Raw genomic sequence first — 23,807 nt, 5'->3', positions numbered from 1 at the left:
GGGGGCCTTTTCCGATCGTAAGTTTTGATTTAACGCGCTGTATGGCAGATATGAACGACATGACCTCGAGTGAATTCGAAGCCCTCCTGACGGCGCAACGCAGCGCCATGAACCGCGACGCTTCGGCGCCGGCGTCCACCGAGACGCCCACGCTGACGAAGGCGGAACTGGCGGAGCTGCTGTTCGACAGCGTCGGGCTGAACAAGCGTGAAGCGAAGGACATGGTCGAGGCGTTTTTCGAGGTGATCCGTGACGCGCTCGAAAACGGCGAGAGCGTCAAGCTGTCGGGGTTCGGCAATTTCCAGTTGCGCGACAAGCCGCAGCGCCCGGGCCGCAATCCGAAGACGGGCGAGGCGATTCCGATCGCGGCCCGCCGGGTGGTAACCTTCCACGCGAGCCAGAAGCTGAAGGCGCTGGTCGAAAACGGCGCGGAGTAAGCCCCGCGCGCTGACGTCTCCGCGCGGCCGCCGCGCACCCTTTACCGACGGTTAACCGACGATGACCACTACGGTTGAGAAAGTCGTCTTGCCTCCGATTCCCGCGAAGCGCTACTTCACGATCGGTGAAGTCAGCGAGCTGTGCGGGGTCAAGCCGCATGTGCTGCGTTATTGGGAACAGGAATTCACTCAACTGCGGCCGGTGAAGCGGCGCGGCAATCGTCGGTATTACCAGCACCACGAAGTGCTGCTGATCCGGCGGATTCGCGAGTTGCTGTACGAGCAGGGATTCACGATCAACGGCGCGCGCAACCGGCTCGATTCGCCGGCCGGCGAGCGGGCCGCGGCAGCAGCCGTCGAGCCGGAGGCGCAGGCCGCCGATGCACGCACACCGGGCAAGCCAGGCACGACCGTCGACGTCATTGCATTGCGGCAGGCGCTGCTCGACGTGATCGATGGACTGAAGCACGACTGAGTGCGAAGCGTGAAGAATGAAATGAAAAGCCCGGTTGGCAGCGTGCCGCCGGGCTTTTTTCATGCGTGCCGCGTGCGTTTCAGCGTGACGCGAGCGGGTTCTTCTGCCCCATGTCGACGACCAGCGTGCCGTCCGGCAGCATTCGCACCGAGCCCTGCGCGACCTGGCTGCGGTAGCCGTACAGGTCGAAACGCATCGGGCCGGCCTCGGCCGAATTCCGGATCAGCGCGCGCACGTTCAGTTCGAGCACGTTGAACATCTTCATGTCGCCGCCTTCCATCCACATGTAGCTCGGTGCATCGATCTGCGGCCGTTGCGGCGCGGGCGCGCCTGCCATGCGCCTGAACGTGAGACGCAGCCCGTCGCGCTCGACCGTTGCCTGTCCGAGCTTGCCGTTCAGCACGGGGGGCGGGAACACGGTGTACTGGTCGAGCACGAGCGTGTCGCCACGCAGTTCCGCGCCGCGCCGCTGCAACGGCGTCAGCGACGCGAGCTCGATGCCGAGCGAACGCAGCAGCTTCGCCTGCGGGATGCCGAGCACCGACACCTGGGACGGTTTGAATGCGAGATGCCGGTCGTCGAGCACGGACAGCGTGCCCTTCATGTCGGTCGGCAGCCAGACGCCCGGCACGTGGTTCCACAGCTTGATGCCGCCCTGGACGCGCAGGTTCGTGCCGTCCGCGCTCAGTTGCAGGTCGTTGAGGGAGCGGGGTGAGTAGTCGAGCAGATAGTTGTTGAAGAGCGCCGACATCGCCTTCCACGACTCGACGACGGTGCCGCCGAGAATGCGGATGTCGTACTGGTTCGGATCGTCGAGGTCGACGGGTTCGCCGGGCCGCTTCGAGACGAGCTCGACGTCGAGGTCCTCGACGTGAAAGCCGATATCCCCGGACAGGTTGAAGTCGACGTTGCGCAGATGGATCGTCGGGTTGCGGTTCGACACGTGCCGTTCGTTGAACGGCGTGGTCGACGTGCGCCGCATTGCGACCTTCTGCATGCCGGGGTGGGCGGGGTTCGCCGCGAGTGCGTAGGCTTCCCAGTGCTGGCGTATGTCGCGCAACGCACTCTGTTGCGCGGCGAGGAAGCTGTCGTTCAGGCGCGCGGTCGCGTTGCCGAGCAGCGCGCCGCTGGCCGGGCCCGCATACGACGGCATCCGGATCGCCATCGCGCCGCTTTCGTCGAAATTGAAGTAGCCGGCCGACACCTGGTCGCGATAGTGATAAAGGTCGAACACGAAGGTCTGGTCACGTTTCGTGGAATCGACCGGACCGATCAGGATGTCCGCGTTCATCGGCATCGAGCGCATGAACTTCACGTCGCCGCCGCGAATGTACATCGCTTGCTGCGGCGCGTTCGCGGGCATCGCGAAGCCGGCATGCGTGCCGTCGTCGAGCTTCAGGTCGAGCCCGGCCGGCGTCACGCGCAGCGCGGTGATCGTGAGTTTCAGGCGCGGCGGCGGCATCAGCTTGTCGACCGACATCACGAGGTCGTCGCCGGCGAGTTGCGCGATCGGCGTCTGGACTTTCAGCAGGTCGGCCATCTTCACGTTGGCCGCGCGCATCACCGGCTGCGCGTTGATGCCCGATACGCGCACGCCCGTCGGATGGAACACGAGCTGGCTGCCGTCACGGATCGCGAGGGTGCCGGTCAGCGAGAACGGCACCCAGCCGTCGCGCTGCATCTCGCCTTGCAGGTGGATCACGCCGTCGCCGGCCGACACGGCGAGCTTGCGCAGCGGCGCGTTGCGGTAGCCGAAGATGTACGTGTTGAAGAGGGCGGTGAGCTTCGCGTCGTCGAGCGTGACCGTGCCTTCATGCACGTCGATCTGGAAACTGGTCGGATCGTCGAACACGATCGGCGCGCCGGCTTGCGTCGGCACGAGCGTGGCCGACAATTGATGGATGAAGAAGCCGAGATTGTTGACGATGCGGAAATCGACGTCGCGCAGGAACGTCATCGCGCCGTTCTGGCCCGAGTCGCGCAGCGTGAACGGACGCGGTTGCGTGAGGCTGATCGATGCGAGCGACGGCACGGTGCGTGCGACCTGCTGCTCGCGGGCGAGGCGTTCGGCCTTGGTGCGTTCGATCTTCGTCGACGTGACCGACGCGTTGCCGTCACGCTGCGCGGATGATTCCGCGCAACCGGCGCACAGCAGCGCGAGCGCCAGCACGCCGCAGCCGAACACGCGGGACGGCTTGGGCGAGAGGGGGCGGGCCGCGCGTGGCGGGCCGGAAATCCAGTCGAAAATTGCCAAAGGCGAGCGATGGCCGCGCCGGACCGCATTCCGCATCGTCTGTCTCCATGTCTTGTCGTGATCGACGGCGGCGCGCGCCACTGCACGGCGCGAGCGTCGATGCCGTGCAGTGTGGCATAGCGTGCTAGAGCGGCGTTACCAAACAACGGGCGCCGGGGTGCGCCCGTCCGGCGGGCTGCGGGACAATGGATTCGGGGTGGTTGGGCGGCCGGATCAAACGGTCGTTTGGTTTGCGCGGCCCGTCGTTGGCGAATGTTTCTGCGATCGGGAAAATCCGCCGCAGCCTTGGCCGATGCGGGTTTCGCCGGATGCGACGGGCAGCGGCCGCGGCGGTCGAAGCGAGGATGCGATCCGGCCCCCGTCGCAACTGCCGCGAGTCGATCAGACCAGCATATGCTGCCGAATTGCGTTCAGCGTCGCCTGGTCGAGTTGCAGCCCGTTCGCGATATACGACGTCATCGAGCCGTACGACGCGGCGACCTGGTCGAATGCCGCCTGCAGATAGTCGGTGTGCGCGCCTTGCAGCGCGGTCATCATGTCTGCCGCATTTTGCCCGCCGGCTTTCTGCGCCTGGGCGACCGAAGCGGCGATTTCCGATGCGCTATAGACGTTCGTCAGCAGATAGTCGGCGAGTATCGTCTGCTCGGACGCGCCCAGGATCGTGTGCAGGATGGCGGTTGCCCAGCCCGTGCGATCCTTGCCGGCCGTGCAGTGGAACACCAGGTTTTCGCCGGAGCCGGCGAAGCCGGTGAAGAGCGCGTGATAGCTGGCATGCGCGGTGTCCGACGTGACGAACGCGCGGTACATGCTCAACATGAATGCCGTCGCGGTGGCGCCGGTGGTCGGGATCGGATCGATGCTGGCAGCCCCGAGCACGTTGAGGTTTTGCCAGGTGGCGCCCGCCAGCGGCACATCCGCTTGCGTCTTGATCTCGGCGGGTGTGCGCAGGTCGCAGACCTGCCTGATGTCGAGCGTGCCGACGGTGGCGATGTCCGCGGCCGACAACGCGAGCGCGGATGAACGATAGAGCACGCCTTTTTTCATCTTCGCGCCGCTCGTTGTCACGTAGCCGGTTCCGTCCGGCCCGGCCGTGTCGCGAAAATTCGATGCGGAACTCAGCCGAGGTGTCGTGACCGGCGCGACCGAAATCGAGTCGCCTCCGCATGCCGACAGAAGCGATGCGCTTCCCAGCGCCACGCCTATCGTGCCGGCGCCCAGCCGGAGAAAATGTCGACGGGAAAATTCGTTTTTCTGATGCATTCAATGCCCTGTGTCGAAGACGGTTACAAGAGGTCGCGACTGCGGTGGTGACCGAGGTTGCCTCCTGTATCACGTGCGACGCGGCAAAGCCGGGCCGGATCGATCGGCATGCAGTCGGACGGTTCGCCCATGCGCATCGATCTCGCGCCGGGTAACCGCACGGTAGCGATTTGCGTCGAACCGGCCATCGTCCTTTTCGATTAGGTCGGAATGCGGGTTGCCGGGGTCGGCTGCGCGTTGTCGACAGGTAGGATCGGCGGCAGCAGCGAGGTAAGATCGGCATCAGTGGCTGTATCGACCAAAGCACAGTAGCCATCACGGGGAAACGTCATGGATCTCAAGGAAGTCGACGTATTGGGTGCGGGCGTGGGCGATCACTGGTACTACGCGTCGAAGGCGAGTGCGATCCGTCGGTTCCTTGGGGTGCCTGGTGCAAACCGGATACTCGATGTCGGTGCAGGCTCGGGCTTCTTCTCGAAGCACTTGCTGGAGCGTACGCAGGCGACGGAGGCGTGGTGTGTCGATACGAGCTATGCGGACGATACCGACGGCGAAGCGTCCGGCAAGCCCATCCACTTTCGGCGATCCATTGATCGATTCGACGCCGATCTCGTGTTGCTGATGGACGTGCTCGAGCATGTCGACGACGATGTCGGTCTGCTCACGCAGTATGTAAAGGGTGCGCCTTCGGGTAGCCGCTTTCTGATCACGGTTCCCGCGTTCCAGTTCCTCTGGAGCGGTCATGACGATTTTCTCGAACACAAGCGCCGATATACGCTGGGCAGTCTCGAGGACGTGGTGCGTCGCTCGGGGCTCGACGTCGAGCACGGCGCCTATTATTTCGGTCTCACGTTTCCGCTTGCGGCAGCGTTGCGGCTCGGCGAGCGGGTGCGTCGGCAGCCGAGCGAGCCGGCGTCGCAATTGCGTCGTCACCATCCGTTCGTCAACGGCGTGCTCAAGTCGATCTGTCGGATCGAGTTACCGATATTCCGTTTCAACCGCGTCGCCGGGCTGACGGTCATCTGCGTTGCGCGCAAGCGGTGAAGGCGAGGCGGAGTCGGGTGGTGCGCAATTCGTCCATGCCATGCGCGTCGTTGCTCGCATCGGCGCCTTCACGCCAAAAAATTTCACAAGAATATCCACAAAATGCATGCGACCCGTTCTAAATCGGAAAACTGTCTGTTATAATTTTTTTCTTTCGGGGCGTAGCGCAGCCTGGTAGCGTACCTGCATGGGGTGCAGGTGGTCGGAGGTTCAAATCCTCTCGCCCCGACCAGACAAAGAACCCGCGTCAGCTCAAGCTGACGCGGGTTTTTTCTTGCCGGTCGCTTTTTTGCACATCGCGGCGCGGCCCCGGTAAAATGCAAGGTTGATCCACGGAAAGCGCCGTGATTTAGCGGAAGAGGATTCCCCGAACATGACTGATCTTCGTCTTACCATGCGGTTCGCTGCAGTGCTCGCCACCGGCGCGCTCGTCGCCGGTTGCGGTACGTCGTCGCCCACGAAAGTGGACTACAAGAGCGATTCGAAATCGAAGGAAGCGTCGCTCGCAGTGCCGCCCAACATGCTCGACGAGACGGCCGATCAGCGTTCGCTGCCGCCCCAGGGCGGCGCGACTTCCCTGTCCGCGCTTCAGCAGGTCCAGCAGGCAGCGCCTGCGCTGGACACCGTTGCTCCGGCCGTCGCCGGCATGCATATCCAGCGCGACGGCACCGAGAGCTGGCTCGTGATCGACGGCAAGCAGCCCGCCGCCGTCTGGCCGCAGGTTCGCCGCTTCTGGCAGGAGCAGGGCTTCCTGCTCGTCGTCGACCAGCGCGACAAGGGCGTGATGGAAACCGACTGGAACGAAACCCATCCGCAGATCAACGACGGCCTGATCCGTAGCGTGATCTCGAAGGCGATGGGCAACTCGTACGTGACGGCCGAGCGCAACAAGTACCGTACGCGCCTCGATTCGGCGCCGAATGGCGGCACCTACGTGTTCATCAGCCAGAAGGGGATGCGCGAAGCAATCACGGGCTCGAACAACGATTCGAGCAAGTGGGAACCGAAGCCGAATGATCCGGCGCTCGAGACCGAATACCTGAAGCGTTTGATGGCGGTGCTCGCACAGAACGAGCAGCGCGCGAAGAACGGCGAGCCGCCAATCGCGAACATCAAGGACAACACGGTACCGGTGGCCAAGGACAAGAAGGCCGACGACGCATCGTCGAAGGCTGCTGCAGCGATTGCCGCGCAAAACGTCTCCCGCACGTCGGCGCAAGGCACCGATGCGGCCGATGCTGCCGTCCCGACGGAAGTCACGCTCGGCGAGCCATACGACCGGTCGTGGCTGCACGTCGGTCTCGCGCTCGATCGTGCGAACTTCACCGTCGACGATCGTGATCGCACGAAGGGCCTGTATTTCGTGCGCTATGTCGATCCGAAGGATCTGACCTCGGCCGAGCAGGGCTTCTGGAGCCAGTTGTTCCACGGCAAGAAGGAAAAGCAGGCGAAGCAGTACCGTGTCAACGTGAAGGCACTCACGGCCGACCAGACGCGCATCGCGGTCGTCGACGATGCGGGTGCGATCGATACGTCGTCGCCGGCTCGCCAGATCATGGGGCTGCTCGTGAATCAGCTTCGCTGATCTCGGCGTTTCTCCGCATCAATGAAAAGCCCGCCACATGGCGGGCTTTTTTCATTGCCGCTCGCGGGTGCGCATGTGTGCCGGAGGTTCGGTCCCTCCTCGTGACGTTACGTAACATCCGCGCGTTACGGCGGCAAAACCCATGTCGCATCGTCGAAGGTCAAAAATTTATCCTTTTAAATCAACGGGGTGGTCGGTTCGTGGTGGCTGGCACGCAACCTGCTTTATATGTTGGAATTGTTGAAACAGGGAGGATGGCGTCAGATGCCGGGGGTGCGCCGCGAGCGCCTGATCATCGGTATCGACGTCTTCGAATGCCGACGCGACAAGCGTCGGCGCAACGGATGACGATCCGCGCCAGCGTGCGGATCTCGATGGCCCCGTCGCCTATCCTCGTAGGGCGACGGTTTCGCCCGCGCTTCTCTGAAGCGCGGGCTATTTTTTTGGGGCCGTCGCATGACGCCGTGCCGGCGCAGCCGCTGCACGATTCGCGTATTCTCGGACTTTTCCAGATAGAGAGGGAGCGGGAATGGCGGAAATTGCGGTCGTGGCGCTGATCGTGGCGAAGCCGGGCGCCGAGGAGAATTTGCGTGCCCAGCTCGAGGGGATCGTCGAGCCGACCCGCAACGAAGCCGGTGCATTGCAGTATGACCTGCATCGGGACTTGAAGGAGCCGGCGCGATTCGTATTCGTCGAGCGCTGGGAAAGCGAGGAGGCGCTGGCTGCTCATGCGCGTTCCGCGCACATTCTCGCTTATCGGGAAGCGGCCGCGGACTGGATCGAGCATTCCGAAATCCGCGTGCTGTCGAAGCTCGTCTGAGCCGGGCAGGGCGACCGGACGTGTCCGGTCGCAGGATGCGTCAGTGCGACGTGTTGGGTACGTCGAGGATCAGGATGATCGTCCAGTCGGCGTCGCCGTCGTGATGGTACTGGCGCTCGGCGACGATGAACGGTTGCTGCTTGCCTTGCGGGCCGAGGAAAAGTACGTCGCCCTCCATCGGCAGGCACTCGATCGGCGGCAGCGCGAGGAACGCGTCAGCCGAGCCGCGGGGCATCAGTTGCTTGATCTGGCGAGTGGCGGCTTCGGTCCACTCGATGTCGAGTTGAATGTTGCTCATGCTGTCCTCCGCACCGGGGTGCGCACGGGTGGAAAATTTCGGTGCGCGACTTTAGCACAGCGCACGGGCACCGCAACCAAAAAAGCCGAACCCGGTTGCCCGGATTCGGCTTTTCGCTTGTGCGGTGCCGCCGAACTTACTGGCTGGCAGCGTCTGCGGCCTTGGCAGCCTTCTTGCCGGCCTTCTTCGCAGCTGCCTTGTGGTGAGCAGCCTTCTTGCCGTGGTGATGCTCTTCCTGCGCCGCCGGCTGAGCGGCTTCAGCCGCTTGCTGCTGCTGCAGCGCCTGTGCGCGCTGCTCGATCTCGGAGATCTTGGCCGGATCGGTAATCGTCTTGATTTCCGTGCTCTCTTGCGCATACGCTGCGCCAGTCAGCGCCGACATCGCTACCAGGATAGCCAGGGACGTCTTCTTCATTGCTTTACCTCCGCTAAGTGGTGATGAACCCGAGTGTTGCCGTTTTGTCTGGCGACTGCAATCGAGTGCGTGTCGAGTGTAACAAAAGTGACGGATCAATGTGCACCGGATCGTGGCGCGACGCAAGGCCCCGTTGAAGTCGCGCAACACTTCGCACGCTTCGTCACGCGGCTGCCATCGACGTCGCCGCCGTCATTTGCGCTCCGGTTTCCCCGGAACCGTCAGAACCACCCGAGCCATCGATAGACATGGAACTGCACGATGCCGACCAGTTCGTGCAGCGCCTGCTCGGCGTTGACTACATTGCGCCAGCGCGGCAGCCAGCCTGTTTGTGCACGCCGGCGATTCGCATAAACGGGCTGCGGATCGATCCCGAAACGGTGGAAATCGAGCAATGCGCGGCGCATCTGATATGAGGAAGTGACGAGAATGCGTGCGTCGTCATACTGGGAGCGTAGTATAGACGCAGTGAATTTCGCGTTTTCGTAGGTTGTGCGGCTATCCGGTTCCAGAACGAGGTCCGCGGGCGCGACGCCTTCGGCGACGAGTTGGCGCCCGTAAACGGCAGCCTCGGTTTCGCCGTGATGCTGCGGGTCGCCGCCCGACATCACTACGGTGCAGCGCTCGGCTTGCTGCCGGCAGGTGCGGTAGAGCGCTGCGACCTTGTGGATACGGGCGGTTCCGTCAGGTGGCGGCCGCAGCCCGGCGTCGGTGTGCTTCGTCCCTGCGCCGATGAGAATCAGTGTGGTCCGTCCATGCATGTCCGGGTGCTCGACGGGTGCGACGCCCGCCTCGGTCCAGGCGATCAGCGGCGCGGCGAGCCAGCCTGTCGCGAGCAGCCAGAACAGCGCAACGGCGGCGATCGAGATGATTCGTCGCCGTTTGCGGCAGAGCATGAAACAGATGAAGAGAAGTACAAATGAATCGAACAGAATCAATTTGATTGGGGTATGGTGTCTTTTTATGGACGGCTGACGATCCGGCCCTGACGCGACGCCGAACGTCGGCGTCCAGAATCGGTGGCGGTATCGGCGGGCGGAGACACCGCCCGGCGCGCCGCTTCGCATTGTCGCTGCACTTTAAGAAAGAATCGAGATGGCCACGTATTCCAACGAAGCGGTGCTCGACGCATTGAGACGAGTGCAGTACCGCCAGGTACCGTGGGCACGCCGCCCGGGCGTGTTCGAGTATCTCCGTTCGCTCGGGCTGATGGACACGGTCAGGCAGAAAACCGTTGCCCCCGCACCGGGCTTCCATGCGCCGGTCGACATTGCCGTGCTGACCGAAAGCGGTCGAGCCGAATTCTCGCGCCTCGAGCGCGACGAGAAATTACTTTCCTGGACCGATCGCCGCATGGCCGACTACGCATTGAGCGAAGCGAGTGCCGTGGCGATTCTCGAAAGCCGCCTGTAGCGGTCGATCATCCCGCCTTGCGCATTGCCGTGCGGCTGGCAATGCGCCAAAAAAAAGCCCGTATCGCGAGGATACGGGCGTACCGGATACTTTTGCTGTTGCCACGCTGTGCTCATGGCAACGTTGTGACTCGTCGCATGCGGCGCAGTTCCCCGCCGCGGGCATTTTCTTTGGCGAAATCCCGAAATTGGCAGGACTACGGATGACGCGGTACGTCGGTCGGCTGCGAGCCGATGCGCGCTCGCGCGTTGCTGGCGATGTCGCCGCGCAGGTCGCCACGCGGCACGGTTTGCCGGCTGGGCGGATTGGCGGACGGCGGCTGGCGGAGAGTGTTCCGATGATCCTGCTGGCGATGGGGCGGCTTCACGCGATCGTCGGCGTGGGCTGGAGCTGACAACGCCACGGAAATGACAATGCCGCATGCAACGAGCAGTGACATTGGTTTCATGGCGGGGCTCCCTTCAAGCCGTCGACGCGGCCTGTTGATATTTCGCTAAGGTAAGCGTGGGAGTGCAGGCTTGCTGTAAATATTGGTAAATAGATGTATCGCGGCACGACAACGGTAATCGACGGCAACGCGGGCGTCGCGAACAGGTCGCGTCGCTGAAAGAAACCGGGCGGCCGAAGCCGCCCGATCGAGTATTCGTTATGCCATCTTGACGGGCGCGCGCCAGGATTCCGGATTGGTCCAGAAGGCGCCGCGCAGCCGGTCGCGGCTCGGCGGTGCGGGCGGCTTCGCGGCGCTTGCGCCGATGCGCCCGCGTAGGGAGATCTGCCGGCCGCTCGTGCCGAGTCGCTTCACGATTTCGGCGAGCGTGCCGTCCGCCTGCCATTCGTCGAAGCGACGGCGGCAAGTCGGCGGCGACGGATAGCGGCCCGGCAGCTTCGACCAGCCTTCACCCGTCGACAGCACCCACAGCACGGCGTTCACCACCGAGCGGGCTTCCACGCGGGGGCGGCCGCGCCGCTCACTCCGTGCGGGTTCAGAGCAAAACAGACCCTCGACCAGCGCCCACTCGTTATCTCTCAAATCGTCGAACAGCATCATGTCCTCACCTCAGCGAAGCTAACTCCGGTGCGCTGCCCTGCGCCGCGCACTCTTCAGGCACTCGATCGTCGAGTGCCGGGTGGGGGCGTCCGGTTGGCCGGCAGCGGCGTTTCTGCTCTTCCGTCCGACCAAACCTGCGCCCTGTGCGCCAGGTAATGCACGAAGCGTGCCATGTCGGAGGTAATTCCCTCGAGAGCCGCTTGGCAGCGAGCTAACGGCTAAGTCAGCTAGGGGCGTATAAGACGCCAAAATAACCCGCCAGCAAATCGGGACAATCACCAATCTTGTGCAGCTCGCCCGCACCACGTGCGTTCGCGGATGTATTGCACCGCAGCGAAACATGGGGGCAGGTGCCCGATTCGCACATCGAAGCCGGATTCGCGCATTAAAATCGCGCATCGATATCGACGATTGATGAGGTCCAGAAATGAACGTCACGCTGCGCCAGCTTCGCGTCTTCATCGAGGTCGCGCGGCTCAAGAGCTTCAGTCGCGCGGGTGACGAGATCGGGCTCACGCAGTCCGCGGTCAGTCGCTGCGTGCGCGAGCTTGAGGCCGAGCTCGGGCTGAAGCTGATCGATCGTACGACGCGCGACGTGCAGTTGACCGATGTCGGCGGGAACCTGATCGCGAGCGTGTCCCGTCTGCTCGACGATCTCGACGACACGCTGCGCGAGATTCGCGAGATCGGCGAGCAGCGCCGCGGGCGCGTGATCGTCGCGGCCAGTCCGACGATCGCATGCCGGCTGATGCCGCGCGTGGTTGCGTCGTGCGAGCGCCAGTTTCCGTTCGTGACGCTGGGTTTGCGCGACGACGTGCAGAGCGACGTATTGCGCAAGGTGAAGTCGAGCGAGGTCGATTTCGGCGTCGTGATCGGTCCGCTCACGGTGGCCGATCTCGTCTGCGAATCGTTGATGACCGATTCGTTCTGCCTGGTCGCACGCGCCGACCATCCGCTCGCGGCGCGTGCCGAGGTGCCCTGGACGGCGCTGGACGGCGAGCGCCTCGTGCTCCTCGATCATGCATCGGGAAGCCGGCCGCTGATCGACGCCGCGCTGGCCGCTCATCATGTCAACGCGACGGTCATGCAGGAGCTCGGGCATTCGGCGACCGTGTTCGGACTCGTCGAGGCCGGCGTCGGCGTGAGCGTGCAGCCGTGGCTGTCGCTGCCGCTACCAGCCGGCTCGACGCTCGTCGCGCGGCCGCTCACGCCACGCACCGAGCGCACGGTCGAACTCGTGCGCCGCCGCGACCGGTCGTTGTCGCCCGCTGCGCAGGCGATCTGGGAACTCGTGCGGCAGATGCCGGCGAGGGCAGAGGACCTCGACTGACGCGGATCGACGTGCGCCGGCCCTGCTTGCAGGCCGGTACACTACGCGGATCGTGTTCCTCGAAGGTGGTTCTCGATGGTGCATTCCGCAGATTCTCTTCCGGTGGCCGGTTCGCCGGCGGCCCGCGACGCCGTGCACGCGTTGCGTCCGTCGCTGATCCGGGAAGTGGCGAACGCCGGCTTTGGCGTGCCGGACATGCTGCCGTTCTGGTTCGGTGAATCCGATCGCGTGACGCCGGACTTCATCCGGGACGCCGCCGCGGCGGCGCTGCGCGATGGTGCAACTTTCTACACGCACAACCTCGGCACTGCGCCGCTGCGCGACGCGATCGCCTCCTACGTCAGCGCCCGTCACGGTGCGACGGCGGCCGACACCGTGGCCGTGACGAGTTCGGGCGTGAGCGCGCTGATGCTGGCCGCGCAGATGTTGGTCGGTCCGGGCGAGCGCGTCGTCGCGGTCACGCCGCTGTGGCCGAATCTCGTCGAGATTCCGAAGATCCTCGGGGCGCAGGTCGAATGCGTACCGCTCGGCTATGGCGATGCGGGCTGGCAGCTCGATGTCGAGCGGCTGCTGGCGGCGCTGACGTCCGATACGCGGATGCTGCTGATCAACTCGCCGAACAATCCGACCGGCTGGACGATGTCGCGCGACGACCAGCAAGCCGTGCTCGCCCATTGCCGCCGCCACGGCATCTGGCTGGTCGCCGACGAGGTGTACGAGCGGCTCGCTTTCGACGCAGGCGGCGCGGACGGCGCGCCATCGTTCCTCGACATCGCGTCACGCGACGAGCGGGTCGTGGTCGTGAATTCGTTTTCCAAGGCATGGGCGATGACGGGCTGGCGCCTGGGGTGGCTCATCGCGCCGGCAGCGGTGATGGCTGACCTGTCGAAGCTCGTCGAATACAACACGTCGTGCGCGCCGGGCTTCGTGCAGGCCGCGGGTGAGGTCGCGCTGCGTGATGGCGAGCCGTTCGTGCGGTCGTTCGTCGCGGCGCTGCGCGATGCGCGCGATCACCTGGTCGCCGCGCTGCGCACCCTGCCGGGTGTCGAGGTCCCGCCCCCGCCGGGCGCGATGTACCTGTTTCTGCGCCTGCCTGGCGCGTCAGATAGCCTCGCGTTCTGCAAGACGCTGGTGCGCGAGGCGGGGCTCGGCCTCGCGCCTGGGCGTGCATTCGGCCCGAAGGGGGAAGGGTTTGTGCGCTGGTGCTACGCGTGCGATCCGGCACGTCTCGACGCGGGTGTCGAGCGGTTGCGGCGGTTCCTGGCACGGGGCGTGGCCGACCGCTGAAGCGGGGCCGGAGCGGGCAAGGCGTGCTGGCGGCACCCCGTTCGGCTCATCTTTACGCACCGGGCAATTTTGCGTAATATGGCGCTCAGTCACGCGGTTCCGTCGTTGAGCCGTGCTGTTCCGTCCGGTTTGGGCCTGGCCTGAAGTTGGTTCGCCGCCCCCGGTTCGTGCTCCCATCAATATGACCGATCAGAATCGGGCGAGCGCGTCTTCCGTTCCTTTCGTCTGTTTGTTGATCCGGTTCGTTTGACCACAGGGTCTGGCCTAGCTGCATGAATACCCAAGAGGCGAAGATCGTCCTCGAGACTGCTTTGATCTGCGCGCAGGAACCGCTGAAGCTCGGCGATTTGCGCAAGCTCTTTGCCGACGGCGTGTCGGCTGACACGGTCCGCACGTTGCTCGAAGATCTGAAACAGGATTGGTCCGGCCGCGGCGTCGAACTGGTGGCGCTGGCGACCGGATGGCGTTTCCAGAGCAAGCCGGCGATGCGCCACTATCTGGATCGCCTGCATCCCGAGAAGCCGCCGAAATATTCGCGTGCGGTGCTCGAAACGCTCGCGATCATCGCGTATCGGCAACCTGTCACGCGCGGCGACATCGAAGAGATTCGCGGCGTGACGGTCAATACGCAGGTGGTCAAGCAACTCGAGGATCGCGGCTGGATCGAGGTGATCGGTCATCGCGACGTGCCGGGACGCCCGGCGCTGTATGCGACGACCAAGCAATTCCTCGACGACCTCGGCCTGAAGGCGCTCGATGATCTGCCTGCACTCGAGGAGCCGGCCGCGAACATCGAGGCCGCGCTGCTGGCGCAGCAGGCGATGGATTTCGACGAGGGCTTGCCGGTTGCCGGCGACGCAACGGGCGACGCGCCGCAAACAGACGAGGCATCCGCCGGTCAATCGGCAGGCTTGCCGGATGATCCTGCGGCGGACGTCGCGTCGACGCATGAAATCGCGAGCCGCGATACGCTCGATGCTGTTCGCGGGCAAACGGAACGAATGGAACAGGCTGGCGCCGAAGCAGTGCCAGCCGGTGTGCAGCCCGAGCCGCCGCGCGCGGATTGGAACGAGGAAGATCGCAAACCGGCTGCCGAAGCGGTTGCCGGAGACGGAGCGGAAGCGGCCGGCGACATGCCCGGCGAGGCTGGCCAGGCCGACGCCCCCCGTTCCCGTCCTGCGGACGACGAGATGCTGGACGACACGTCCGACAGTCTCGCCGATGCCGTGCGAAGCGCCAGTGCACCCATCGGTGCCGATGCGCTGCCGGACGACGAAGCAGAACCTGAACAGCGTCGCGCCTGATCGCGGCCAACTTCTTGCCGCGCCCGCGCCGGGCGCGAGACCTGACATTTTGAGGTTGTTTTGACAGATATCCACGATATTGAATCGTCCGCGCCTGCCGTACAGGCAGCGCGTGCCGACGATGCACCGGAGCAGGGTGCTTCGACCGAGGGCGGCGACGAGCGTCCCCGCCGCGGTCTGCGGCGAGGCCCGCGCAGCCTGATCGCGCGGCGTCGCGCGGCGGCCAAGTCGAAGGGCGCCGAAGGCGAGCCGCAGGACGGCGAAGGCGCTGACGCGCAGCCGGCCGAGGCCACCGAAGCGCAGCAGCCGACGCGTGCGCCGCGCAAGGAAGGTTCGGCCAAGGGTGCTCGCAAGCCGGCAGCCAAGCGCGAAGGTGCGGCCAAGGCTCAGGGCGGCCAAGGCGGCCAGGGTCGTCGCGGCAGCGCGCCGAAGGCTGAAGGCGGCGCGGCAAAGGCGGAGGGCGATGCGTCCCAGGACGAACTGTTCGCCTACGTGACGTCGCCGGCATTCGATGCGGACAACTCCGCGGGCGGCAGCGGCGTGCGTGCGCCGATGCTGCGTCGCGGCCGTAGCCAGCCGGCGAACAAGCGCGTGCTGTCGCCGGACGACGACGCGCCGAAGCTTCACAAGGTGCTGGCGGAAGCGGGCATGGGCTCGCGCCGCGAAATGGAAGAACTGATCGTCGCCGGCCGCGTGTCGGTGAACGGCGAGCCCGCGCACATCGGTCAGCGCATCATGCCGACCGACCAGGTGCGGATCAACGGCAAGCCGGTCAAGCGCAAGCTGCCGAACAAGCCGCCGCGCGTGCTGCTGTACCACAAGCCGACGGGCGAGATCGTCAGCCACGCGGATCCGGAAGGCCGTCCGTCGGTGTTCGACCGCCTGCCGCCGATGAAGACGGCGAAATGGCTTGCGGTGGGCCGCCTCGACTTCAATACCGAAGGTCTGCTGATGCTGACGACTTCGGGTGACCTCGCCAACCGCTTCATGCACCCGCGCTACAGCGTCGAGCGCGAGTACGCGGTGCGCGTCGTCGGCGAGCTGGCCGAAGGCATGCGGCAGAAGCTGCTGCACGGCGTCGAGCTCGATGACGGCCCGGCGAACTTCCTGCGCATCCGCGACGGCGGCGGCGAAGGCACGAACCACTGGTATCACGTTGCGCTGGCCGAAGGCCGCAACCGCGAAGTGCGCCGGATGTTCGAGGCGGTCGGCTTGATGGTGAGCCGCCTGATCCGTACGCGTCACGGCCCGATTCCGCTGCCGCGTGGCCTGAAGCGCGGTCGCTGGGAAGAGCTCGACGACGCGCAGGTGCGCAAGCTGATGGCGACCGTCGGCCTGAAGGCGCCGTCCGAGGAGAAGGGCAAGCGCGCCGGTGCCGGCCAGGCAGAGCGTCGCCAGCCCGATCCGATGCAGACGTCGATGGGCTTCATCAGCCGTGAGCCGGTGCTGACGACGCACGGGCAGCTGGATCAGCCCCGTCGTGGTGGTGTTCGTCGCGGCGGGCCGGGCCTGCCGGGTCTGAGCGGCTACGGCAGCCTGCCGGTCGCGCCGTCGGGCTACGGTAATCGCGCCGGCGGCGGCCGGGATGGCAACCGTGCGGGCGGAGGCGGGCGCGATGGCAATCGCGCTGGCGGTGGCCGTGGCGATGTCGACGGCAACCGCGCGTCGTATGGCGCAGGCCCCAAGCGCGACGGCGCGGGCCCCAAGCGTGGCGGCGGCAAGGGCGGTAACCGTAACCCGAACGGCAATCGTGCCGAGGGTGCCGGCAACGGCGGCGGCCCGCGCGGCGGTCAGCGTCCGCAGCGCAGCCGCACCCGCAGCCGCTGAGCATTCAGGCATGCGGCGCAAGGCCGCCGGTGTGCCGGCCGGATCGGCATCTGGCGGGTCCAGCCGGTGCGAGGCATTGCGTTTATTGCTTTCGACTGTATTTATGTCACGCGGTGCTGGATGGCCGCTGGCATGACCGATCTCCGGCTTGCCTTCATGGCGCCGGTTGATCGTGCAGCCCGATTTCGCATTTTTGGGCCCGTAAAGGCAGGTGACGCGCTGCTTTTACCGGCTGGCTTGGCGTTTGCGCCAAAAATCGCTATAATCGCGGAGTCGCTGGGCGTACGGATTCAATGTGCGGCTCAGGTGCGACCACCAGTAAGAAGATGGGCGTTCCGCCCATTTTTTTTTGCTGAAACGGTTAGGCATCTCGGGTAGCGCTTCCTGCGCCGGCTAAGGCGCGCGCCCGCGGGTGTAATCGCGAGCGGCGGGCGCGAACACCTGAGAGGACACAGTGCAACTGACGGAACTGATAGAAACCACGGTCACCGGGCTCGGCTACGAGCTGGTGGATCTCGAGCGCACCGGGCGCGGCATGCTTTGCATCTATATCGATCAGCCTGCCGGCATCTCGCTCGAAGATTGCGAAAAGGTCACGCGTCAGCTCCAGCACGTCTTGACGGTCGAAAACATCGATTACGAACGGCTCGAAGTCTCGTCCCCGGGGCTCGACCGCCCGTTGAAGAAGCTGGCCGACTTCGAGCGCTTCGCTGGCAGCGAAGTTTCCGTGACCTTGAAAAAGCCGCTGGACGGGCGCAAGACGTACCGGGGCATTCTGCACGCGCCGAATGGCGAAACGATCGGTTTGGAATTTGAGAGGAAGAAGGGCGAGGCGGCCATGCTGGATTTCACGCTGGCCGATATCGACAAAGCCCGCCTGATTCCGCAAGTTGACTTTAGGAGCCGCAAATAATGAGTCGCGAAGTGTTGATGCTGGTGGATGCGCTGGCGCGCGAGAAAAACGTCGACAAGGATGTGGTGCTGGGCGCCCTCGAGGCTGCGCTCGCGTCCGCTTCCAAGAAGCTGTTCGACGAAGGCGCCGAAATCCGCGTCCATATCGATCGCGAAAGCGGCGAGCACGAAACCTTCCGTCGCTGGCTCGTCGTGCCCGACGAGGCAGGCTTGCAGGAGCCGGATCGCGAGATCCTGCTGTTCGAGGCACGTGAGCAGAAGCCCGACGTCGAAGTCGGCGAGTATGTCGAGGAACCCGTTCCGTCGATCGAGTTCGGTCGCATCGGCGCGCAGGCCGCCAAGCAGGTGATCCTGCAGAAGGTGCGCGACGCAGAGCGCGAGCAGATCCTGAACGACTACCTCGAGCGTGGTGAAAAGATCATGACGGGTACGGTGAAGCGCCTCGACAAGGGCAATTTCATCGTCGAATCGGGCCGTGTCGAGGCGCTGCTGCGCCGCGATCAGTTGATCCCGAAGGAAAACCTGCGCGTGGGCGACCGCGTGCGCGCTTATATCGCGAAGGTCGACCGCACCGCGCGCGGCCCGCAGATCGAGCTGTCGCGTACGGCGCCTGAGTTCCTGATGAAGCTGTTCGAGATGGAAGTGCCGGAAATCGAGCAGGGCCTGCTCGAGATCAAGGCGGCTGCCCGCGACCCGGGCGTGCGCGCGAAGATCGGCGTCATCGCGTACGACAAGCGGATCGATCCGATCGGCACCTGCGTCGGCATCCGCGGTTCCCGCGTGCAGGCCGTGCGCAATGAGCTCGGTGGCGAAAACATCGACATCGTGCTATGGTCGGAGGATCCCGCCCAGTTCGTGATCGGCGCGCTCGCGCCGGCAGCTGTCCAGTCGATTGTCGTCGATGAAGAAAAGCACTCGATGGACGTCGTCGTCGACGAGAACGAGCTGGCTGTCGCGATCGGCCGCAGCGGTCAGAACGTTCGTCTTGCAGGCGAACTGACCGGCTGGCAGATCAACATCATGACGCCGGACGAATCCGCCCTGAAGCAGGGTGAAGAGCGCGACCGGCTGCGTGCACTGTTCATGGCGCGTCTCGACGTCGACGAAGAAGTTGCCGACATCCTGATCGACGAAGGCTTCACGAGCCTGGAAGAGATTGCGTACGTGCCGCTCAACGAAATGCTCGAAATCGAGGCGTTCGACGAGGACACCGTGCACGAACTGCGCAACCGCGCACGCGACGCGCTGTTGACGATGGCCATCGCGAACGAAGAAAAGGTCGAGAACGCAGCGCTGGATCTCAAGAGCCTCGACGGCATCACGCCGGAGCTGCTCGCGAAGCTGGCCGAACATGGTGTGCAGACGCGTGACGATCTCGCCGAGTTGGCTGTAGATGAACTGGTCGACATGACCGGGATGGAAGAGGATGCCGCTAAGGCGTTGATCATGAAAGCACGTGAACACTGGTTCCAGTGAGAAATGACCATGGCGCACTGATTTGATGGCGGCCGTATGGCCTGACCCGATGCTAACCGCAAGGAATCGGTCCTTGCACTAAGAGGAATGAATGGCGAGTAACAACGTAGCCCAATTTGCCGCGGAACTGAAAATGCCTGCTGGTGTGCTGCTCGAACAGCTGCAGGCAGCGGGCGTCCAGAAAGCGAGTGAAGACGATGCGCTGTCCGAAACGGACAAGGCGCGTCTGCTCGATCATTTGCGCAAGTCGCACGGCGCAACCGACGGCGACAAGCGCAAGATCACGCTGACCCGCAAGCATACGTCGGAGATCAAGCAATCTGACGCGACGGGCAAGGCTCGCACCATTCAGGTCGAGGTCCGCAAGAAGCGTACGTTCGTCAAGCGCGACGACGTGAGCGAGGGTGCGGAACAGGGTCAGGCGCAGGTTGCCGAGGCGGACGACGATGCGGAACTGAAGCGTCGCGAAGAAGAAGCGCGCCGTGAGGCCGAGCTGCTCGAAAAGCAGGCGCAGGAGCTTCGCGAGCGCCAGGAACGCCTCGAGCGCGAGGAAGCAGATCGCCGCGCCCGCGAGGAAGCGGCTGAAGCCGAGCGTCGTCGCGCCGAGGAAGAGGCCGCAGTGAAGCGTGCCGCGGCCGAAGCTGCGGCGGCGCAGCAGCAGGCGGCCGCACAGCAGGCTGCTGCAGCCGAGCAGCAGGAAGCGGTCAGCACGCAGTCCGCACAGGACGAAGCACGCGCAGCCGCCGAACGTGCGGCTCAGCGCGAAGCGGCGAAGAAGGCTGAAGACGCTGCCCGTGAGGCGGCGGACAAGGCGCGCGCCGAGCAGGAAGAGATCAGCAAGCGTCGTGCAGCGGCAGAAGCCGAAGCGCGTGCGATCCGCGAAATGATGAACACGCCGCGCAAGGCAGTGGTCAAGGCAGTCGAGCCGCCGAAGCCGGTCGAGCCGCCGAAGCCGGCCGAAGCGAAGGGCACGCTGCACAAGCCGGCAAAGCCGGAAGGTGCGCAGGCGCGTCCGGCCGTGAAGAAGCCGGCCGGTGCGGCAGCGCCGGCTACGACTGCGCCGGCAGGTGCGGGCGACCGTAACAAGAAGCCGGGTGCAGGCAAGGGCGGCTGGCAGGACGACGCGTCGAAGCGTCGCGGCATCAAGACGCGCGGCGATTCGAGCGGCGGTGTCGACCGCGGCTGGCGCGGTGGCCCGAAGGGTCGCGGCCGTCACCAGGACAGCTCGACGTTCCAGGCGCCGACCGAACCGATCGTTCGTGAAGTGCACGTGCCGGAAACCGTATCGGTTGCCGACCTCGCGCACAAGATGTCCGTCAAGGCCTCCGAAGTCATCAAGGTGATGATGAAGATGGGTCAGATGGTCACGATCAACCAGGTGCTGGACCAGGAAACGGCGATGATCATCGTCGAAGAACTGGGCCACCGCGCGGTTGCCGCGAAGCTGGACGATCCGGAAGCGCTGCTCGTCGAAGGCGAAACCGGTACCGATGCGGAGCAACTGCCGCGTCCGCCGGTCGTCACGGTCATGGGTCACGTCGACCACGGCAAGACCTCGCTGCTCGACCACATCCGCCGCGCGAAGGTTGCAGCGGGCGAAGCGGGCGGCATTACGCAGCACATCGGCGCATACCACGTCGAAACGCCGCGCGGCGTCATCACGTTCCTCGATACGCCGGGTCACGAAGCGTTCACGGCAATGCGTGCACGCGGCGCGAAGGCGACCGACATCGTGGTGCTGGTGGTGGCAGCCGACGACGGTGTGATGCCGCAGACGAAGGAAGCCATCGCCCACGCGAAGGCAGGCGGTGTGCCGATCGTCGTCGCGATCAACAAGATCGACAAGCCGGACGCGAATCTCGATCGCGTCAAGCAGGAGCTGGTCGCGGAAGGCGTCGTGCCGGAAGAGTACGGCGGCGATTCGCCGTTCGTGCCGGTTTCGGCGAAGACGGGCGCGGGTATCGACGATCTGCTCGAGAACGTGCTGCTGCAAGCCGAAGTGCTGGAACTGAAGGCACCGGTCGAGGCGCCGGCCAAGGGCATCGTGATCGAAGCGAAGCTCGACAAGGGCAAGGGCCCGGTCGCGACGATCCTGGTGCAGTCCGGTACGCTGAACCGAGGCGACGTCGTGCTGGCGGGTACGGCTTATGGCCGCGTGCGCGCGATGCTCGACGAAAACGGCAAGCCGACGAAGGAAGCGGGCCCGTCGATCCCGGTCGAAATCCAGGGTCTGTCGGAAGTGCCGGGTGCGGGCGAAGAAGTGATCGTGCTGCCGGACGAGCGCAAGGCGCGTGAAATCGCGCTGTTCCGTCAGGGCAAGTTCCGCGACGTCAAGCTTGCGAAGCAGCAGGCCGCGAAGCTGGAAAGCATGCTCGAGCAGATGGGCGAAGGCGAAGTGCAGAACCTGCCGCTCATCATCAAGGCGGACGTGCAAGGCTCGCAGGAAGCACTCGTGCAATCGCTGCTCAAGCTGTCGACCGACGAAGTGCGCGTGCAGATCGTGCACAGCGCGGTGGGTGGCATCAGCGAAAACGACGTCAACCTCGCAACGGCATCGAAGGCGGTCATCATCGGCTTCAACACGCGTGCAGATGCACAGGCGCGCAAGCTGGCCGAGTCGAACGGCATCGACATCCGTTACTACAACATCATCTACGACGCAGTGGATGAGGTGAAGGCGGCGATGTCGGGCATGCTGGCGCCGGAGAAGCGCGAAGTCATCACCGGCATGGTCGAGGTGCGCCAGGTCTTCAAGGTACCGAAGATCGGTGCAGTCGCCGGCTGTATGGTGACGGACGGTATCGTCAAGCGCTCGTCGTCGGTGCGCGTGCTGCGCAACAACGTCGTGATCTTCACGGGTGAACTCGAATCGCTGAAGCGCTTCAAGGACGACGTGAAGGAAGTGAAGCAAGGCTTCGAGTGCGGTATGTCGGTGAAGAACTTCAACGACATCGTCGAAGGCGACCAGTTCGAAGTCTTCGAAGTGACCGAAGTCGCGCGTACGCTGTAACCCTCGCGCATCGGCTCATGGGCGGGGCAGGCTTGGGCCTGTCCCGCCCATTTTCATGGTGGCGTGCCAACACTGGCCGCCGCTTTATCCTGATAAACGGATCACGGATCGATCATGTCCAGGAAACGTACTTCCCCCAATCGCAACGTGCAGATCGCTGACCAGATTCAGCGCGATCTGTCGGAACTCATCATGCGCGAGGTCAAGGATCCGCGCATCGGCATCGTGACCATCCAGAGCGTGGAACTCACGCCGGATTACGCACACGCGAAGGTCTACTTCACCGCGTTGACCGGCGATCCGGACAAGACGCAAGAAGCGCTGAACCACGCGTCGGGTCACTTGCACAACCTGTTGTTCAAGCGCCTGCACATCCATACGGTGCCGACGCTGCACTTCCACTACGACCAGACGATCGAGAAGGCCGTGGAAATGTCGCGCCTGATCAAGGAAGCGAACTCGACGCGCGCGAAGGACGACGACGAGGCCGATTCGGCCGCCAAGGACGACTGAGCTCGACCGGCCTATGACGACTGCAGCACCCCAACGTCCGCGCGTGCCCCGGCGCGTGCTGGACGGTGTCCTCCTGCTCGACAAGCCGGTCGGCCTGTCGAGCAACGATGCGCTGATTCGCGCGAAGCGTCTGCTGCTCGCGAAGAAAGCCGGCCACACCGGTACGCTCGATCCATTGGCTTCGGGCCTGCTGCCGCTATGCTTCGGCGAGGCGACGAAGTTCTCGCAGGATCTGCTCGAAGCGGACAAGACCTACGAGGCGACGATGCGTCTCGGCCAGCGTACGGCCACCGGCGACGCGGAAGGCGAAGTGATCGAGACGCGGCCCGTCGAATGCGACCGCGCGGCGGTAGAGGCCGCGCTCGTGCGCTTCACCGGCGAGATCGTGCAGGTGCCGCCGATGTATTCGGCGCTCAAGCGCGATGGCAAGCCGCTGTACGAATATGCGCGGGCGGGGCAGACCGTCGAGCGCGAGGGCCGCAACGTGACGATCCTCGCACTCGACCTGCTCGCGTGCGACCTGCCTGACGTGACGTTTCGCGTGTCCTGCAGCAAGGGCACTTACGTGCGTACGCTGGCGGAGGATATCGGCGAGGCGCTCGGCTGCGGCGCGCATCTGACGATGCTGCGTCGCACGGGCGTCGGCGCGCTGACGCTCGAGCATGCGGTGACGCTCGATGCGCTGTCCGATGCAGACGAAGCGTCGCGCGATGCGTGGCTCCAGCCGGTCGACGCGTTGCTGTCGACGTTTCCGCTGGTTCGTCTCGATGAAACCAGCGCGAAACGTTTCCTGCACGGCCAGCGCCTGCCGCTGTCGGCGCTCGATCCGATCGACGCGGCCGAAGGCGGGCGTGTGCGCGTCTATGACGCCACTCGGCTGCTTGGCGTGGCGCGCAAGGCGAACGGCGTACTGGCGCCGGAACGGCTCGTCGTCACGGCGGCCTGACGCCGCGGCGCGAACGCGCGCCCATTTGTCAAGTCCTGGAATAGGTTGACAGTATCCAGGCGCTAGAACGCCCGATGCACCGCATCGGGCGTTTTGTATTTCAGAGCCGTATGCGGTCGCTCATGGTTGTAGATGTGCACCGACTGTTCGACC

The 23,807-nt window shown here is 64.7% G+C and carries 22 protein-coding genes, 1 tRNA gene and 1 pseudogene; 16 read left to right on the top strand and 8 right to left on the bottom strand.

The window, feature by feature from the left end:
• Nucleotides 1-50 precede the first annotated feature (50 nt).
• Nucleotides 51-437: an integration host factor subunit alpha gene (locus LGM89_RS15245; RefSeq protein ID WP_006486093.1), complete on the top strand. Its 387-nt coding sequence runs from the start codon at nucleotides 51-53 to the stop codon at nucleotides 435-437.
• 61 nt (nucleotides 438-498) lie between these two features.
• Nucleotides 499-912: a MerR family transcriptional regulator gene (locus tag LGM89_RS15240; RefSeq protein ID WP_089472643.1), complete on the top strand. Its 414-nt coding sequence runs from the start codon at nucleotides 499-501 to the stop codon at nucleotides 910-912.
• Nucleotides 913-991: 79 nt separating this feature from the next.
• On the opposite strand, the gene LGM89_RS15235 is transcribed toward LGM89_RS15240, so the two are convergent.
• Both LGM89_RS15235 and LGM89_RS15230 read right to left on the bottom strand, forming a co-directional pair.
• A complete protein-coding gene (locus tag LGM89_RS15235; RefSeq protein WP_226273334.1) occupies nucleotides 992-3,202 on the bottom strand; it encodes an AsmA family protein in 2,211 nt (736 codons plus the stop codon).
• Between the two features lie 345 nt (nucleotides 3,203-3,547).
• The gene (locus LGM89_RS15230) at nucleotides 3,548-4,363 is read right to left on the bottom strand and encodes a tyrosine-protein phosphatase (RefSeq protein WP_226273333.1); all 816 of its coding nucleotides are present in this window, start codon (nucleotides 4,361-4,363) and stop codon (nucleotides 3,548-3,550) included.
• A gap of 393 nt (nucleotides 4,364-4,756) precedes the next feature.
• Here LGM89_RS15230 and LGM89_RS15225 point away from each other — a divergent pair, with 393 nt between their 5' ends.
• The 4 genes from LGM89_RS15225 to LGM89_RS15210 all read left to right on the top strand — a co-directional run bounded on the left by LGM89_RS15225 (nucleotide 4,757) and on the right by LGM89_RS15210 (nucleotide 7,875).
• Nucleotides 4,757-5,470, top strand: coding sequence for a class I SAM-dependent methyltransferase (locus tag LGM89_RS15225; RefSeq protein WP_226206458.1), 714 nt, complete (start codon nucleotides 4,757-4,759; stop codon nucleotides 5,468-5,470).
• Between the two features lie 155 nt (nucleotides 5,471-5,625).
• Nucleotides 5,626-5,702, top strand: a tRNA-Pro gene (locus LGM89_RS15220).
• A 141-nt stretch (nucleotides 5,703-5,843) separates the two neighbouring features.
• Entirely contained in the window at nucleotides 5,844-7,055 is a 1,212-nt protein-coding gene (gene bamC / locus LGM89_RS15215; protein ID WP_089494706.1) for an outer membrane protein assembly factor BamC, read from the top strand.
• Nucleotides 7,056-7,584: 529 nt separating this feature from the next.
• Nucleotides 7,585-7,875, top strand: coding sequence for a putative quinol monooxygenase (locus LGM89_RS15210; RefSeq protein ID WP_226273332.1), 291 nt, complete (start codon nucleotides 7,585-7,587; stop codon nucleotides 7,873-7,875).
• Nucleotides 7,876-7,915: 40 nt separating this feature from the next.
• Here the strand turns inward: LGM89_RS15210 and LGM89_RS15205 are convergent, their stop codons facing one another.
• The 3 genes from LGM89_RS15205 to LGM89_RS15195 all read right to left on the bottom strand — a co-directional run bounded on the left by LGM89_RS15205 (nucleotide 7,916) and on the right by LGM89_RS15195 (nucleotide 9,526).
• Nucleotides 7,916-8,173, bottom strand: a complete 258-nt coding sequence (locus LGM89_RS15205; RefSeq protein ID WP_021162409.1) for a hypothetical protein — start codon at nucleotides 8,171-8,173, stop codon at nucleotides 7,916-7,918.
• 136 nt (nucleotides 8,174-8,309) lie between these two features.
• Entirely contained in the window at nucleotides 8,310-8,588 is a 279-nt protein-coding gene (locus LGM89_RS15200; RefSeq protein WP_174969229.1) for a hypothetical protein, read from the bottom strand.
• A gap of 221 nt (nucleotides 8,589-8,809) precedes the next feature.
• Nucleotides 8,810-9,526 (bottom strand): YdcF family protein, encoded by a 717-nt coding sequence (locus LGM89_RS15195; RefSeq protein WP_226206456.1) that lies wholly within the window; start codon nucleotides 9,524-9,526, stop codon nucleotides 8,810-8,812.
• A 157-nt stretch (nucleotides 9,527-9,683) separates the two neighbouring features.
• On the opposite strand from LGM89_RS15195, the gene LGM89_RS15190 reads away from it, so the two are divergent.
• Nucleotides 9,684-10,001 carry a hypothetical protein gene (locus LGM89_RS15190; RefSeq protein WP_011351791.1) on the top strand — a complete coding sequence of 106 codons (318 nt, stop codon included), beginning with the start codon at nucleotides 9,684-9,686 and terminating at the stop codon, nucleotides 9,999-10,001.
• 196 nt (nucleotides 10,002-10,197) lie between these two features.
• On the opposite strand, the gene LGM89_RS15185 is transcribed toward LGM89_RS15190, so the two are convergent.
• A complete protein-coding gene (locus LGM89_RS15185; protein WP_039339307.1) occupies nucleotides 10,198-10,449 on the bottom strand; it encodes a hypothetical protein in 252 nt (83 codons plus the stop codon).
• A gap of 201 nt (nucleotides 10,450-10,650) precedes the next feature.
• Nucleotides 10,651-11,046, bottom strand: a pseudogene (locus LGM89_RS15180) (transposase); the annotation flags it as partial.
• A 430-nt stretch (nucleotides 11,047-11,476) separates the two neighbouring features.
• On the opposite strand from LGM89_RS15180, the gene LGM89_RS15175 reads away from it, so the two are divergent.
• The 9 genes from LGM89_RS15175 to truB all read left to right on the top strand — a co-directional run bounded on the left by LGM89_RS15175 (nucleotide 11,477) and on the right by truB (nucleotide 23,654).
• Entirely contained in the window at nucleotides 11,477-12,379 is a 903-nt protein-coding gene (locus tag LGM89_RS15175; protein WP_089494708.1) for a LysR family transcriptional regulator, read from the top strand.
• Nucleotides 12,380-12,454: 75 nt separating this feature from the next.
• The gene (locus tag LGM89_RS15170) at nucleotides 12,455-13,666 is read left to right on the top strand and encodes a pyridoxal phosphate-dependent aminotransferase (protein ID WP_226273331.1); all 1,212 of its coding nucleotides are present in this window, start codon (nucleotides 12,455-12,457) and stop codon (nucleotides 13,664-13,666) included.
• Between the two features lie 272 nt (nucleotides 13,667-13,938).
• Nucleotides 13,939-14,970, top strand: coding sequence for an SMC-Scp complex subunit ScpB (gene scpB / locus LGM89_RS15165; RefSeq protein WP_089494710.1), 1,032 nt, complete (start codon nucleotides 13,939-13,941; stop codon nucleotides 14,968-14,970).
• Between the two features lie 60 nt (nucleotides 14,971-15,030).
• Entirely contained in the window at nucleotides 15,031-16,797 is a 1,767-nt protein-coding gene (rluB, locus tag LGM89_RS15160) for a 23S rRNA pseudouridine(2605) synthase RluB (RefSeq protein WP_226273330.1), read from the top strand.
• Nucleotides 16,798-17,251: 454 nt separating this feature from the next.
• Nucleotides 17,252-17,710, top strand: coding sequence for a ribosome maturation factor RimP (gene rimP, locus LGM89_RS15155; RefSeq protein WP_014897219.1), 459 nt, complete (start codon nucleotides 17,252-17,254; stop codon nucleotides 17,708-17,710).
• Nucleotides 17,710-19,185: a transcription termination factor NusA gene (gene nusA / locus LGM89_RS15150; protein WP_006476166.1), complete on the top strand. Its 1,476-nt coding sequence runs from the start codon at nucleotides 17,710-17,712 to the stop codon at nucleotides 19,183-19,185. Before rimP ends, nusA begins: the two co-directional genes overlap by 1 nt.
• A gap of 91 nt (nucleotides 19,186-19,276) precedes the next feature.
• A complete protein-coding gene (infB, locus tag LGM89_RS15145) occupies nucleotides 19,277-22,195 on the top strand; it encodes a translation initiation factor IF-2 (protein WP_089494712.1) in 2,919 nt (972 codons plus the stop codon).
• A 114-nt stretch (nucleotides 22,196-22,309) separates the two neighbouring features.
• The gene (gene rbfA, locus LGM89_RS15140; protein WP_089425212.1) at nucleotides 22,310-22,708 is read left to right on the top strand and encodes a 30S ribosome-binding factor RbfA; all 399 of its coding nucleotides are present in this window, start codon (nucleotides 22,310-22,312) and stop codon (nucleotides 22,706-22,708) included.
• Nucleotides 22,709-22,721: 13 nt separating this feature from the next.
• Nucleotides 22,722-23,654, top strand: coding sequence for a tRNA pseudouridine(55) synthase TruB (truB, locus tag LGM89_RS15135; protein WP_089494713.1), 933 nt, complete (start codon nucleotides 22,722-22,724; stop codon nucleotides 23,652-23,654).
• Nucleotides 23,655-23,716: 62 nt separating this feature from the next.
• On the opposite strand, the gene LGM89_RS15130 is transcribed toward truB, so the two are convergent.
• The coding region (locus tag LGM89_RS15130; RefSeq protein ID WP_206139067.1) for an integrase core domain-containing protein at nucleotides 23,717-23,807 on the bottom strand (91 nt) is incomplete at its 5' end.

Origin of the sequence: Burkholderia sp. AU31624, from assembly GCF_020420065.1 — a bacterium.
Classification (GTDB): domain Bacteria; phylum Pseudomonadota; class Gammaproteobacteria; order Burkholderiales; family Burkholderiaceae; genus Burkholderia.
This window is presented reverse-complemented; position numbering and strand designations above follow the sequence as displayed.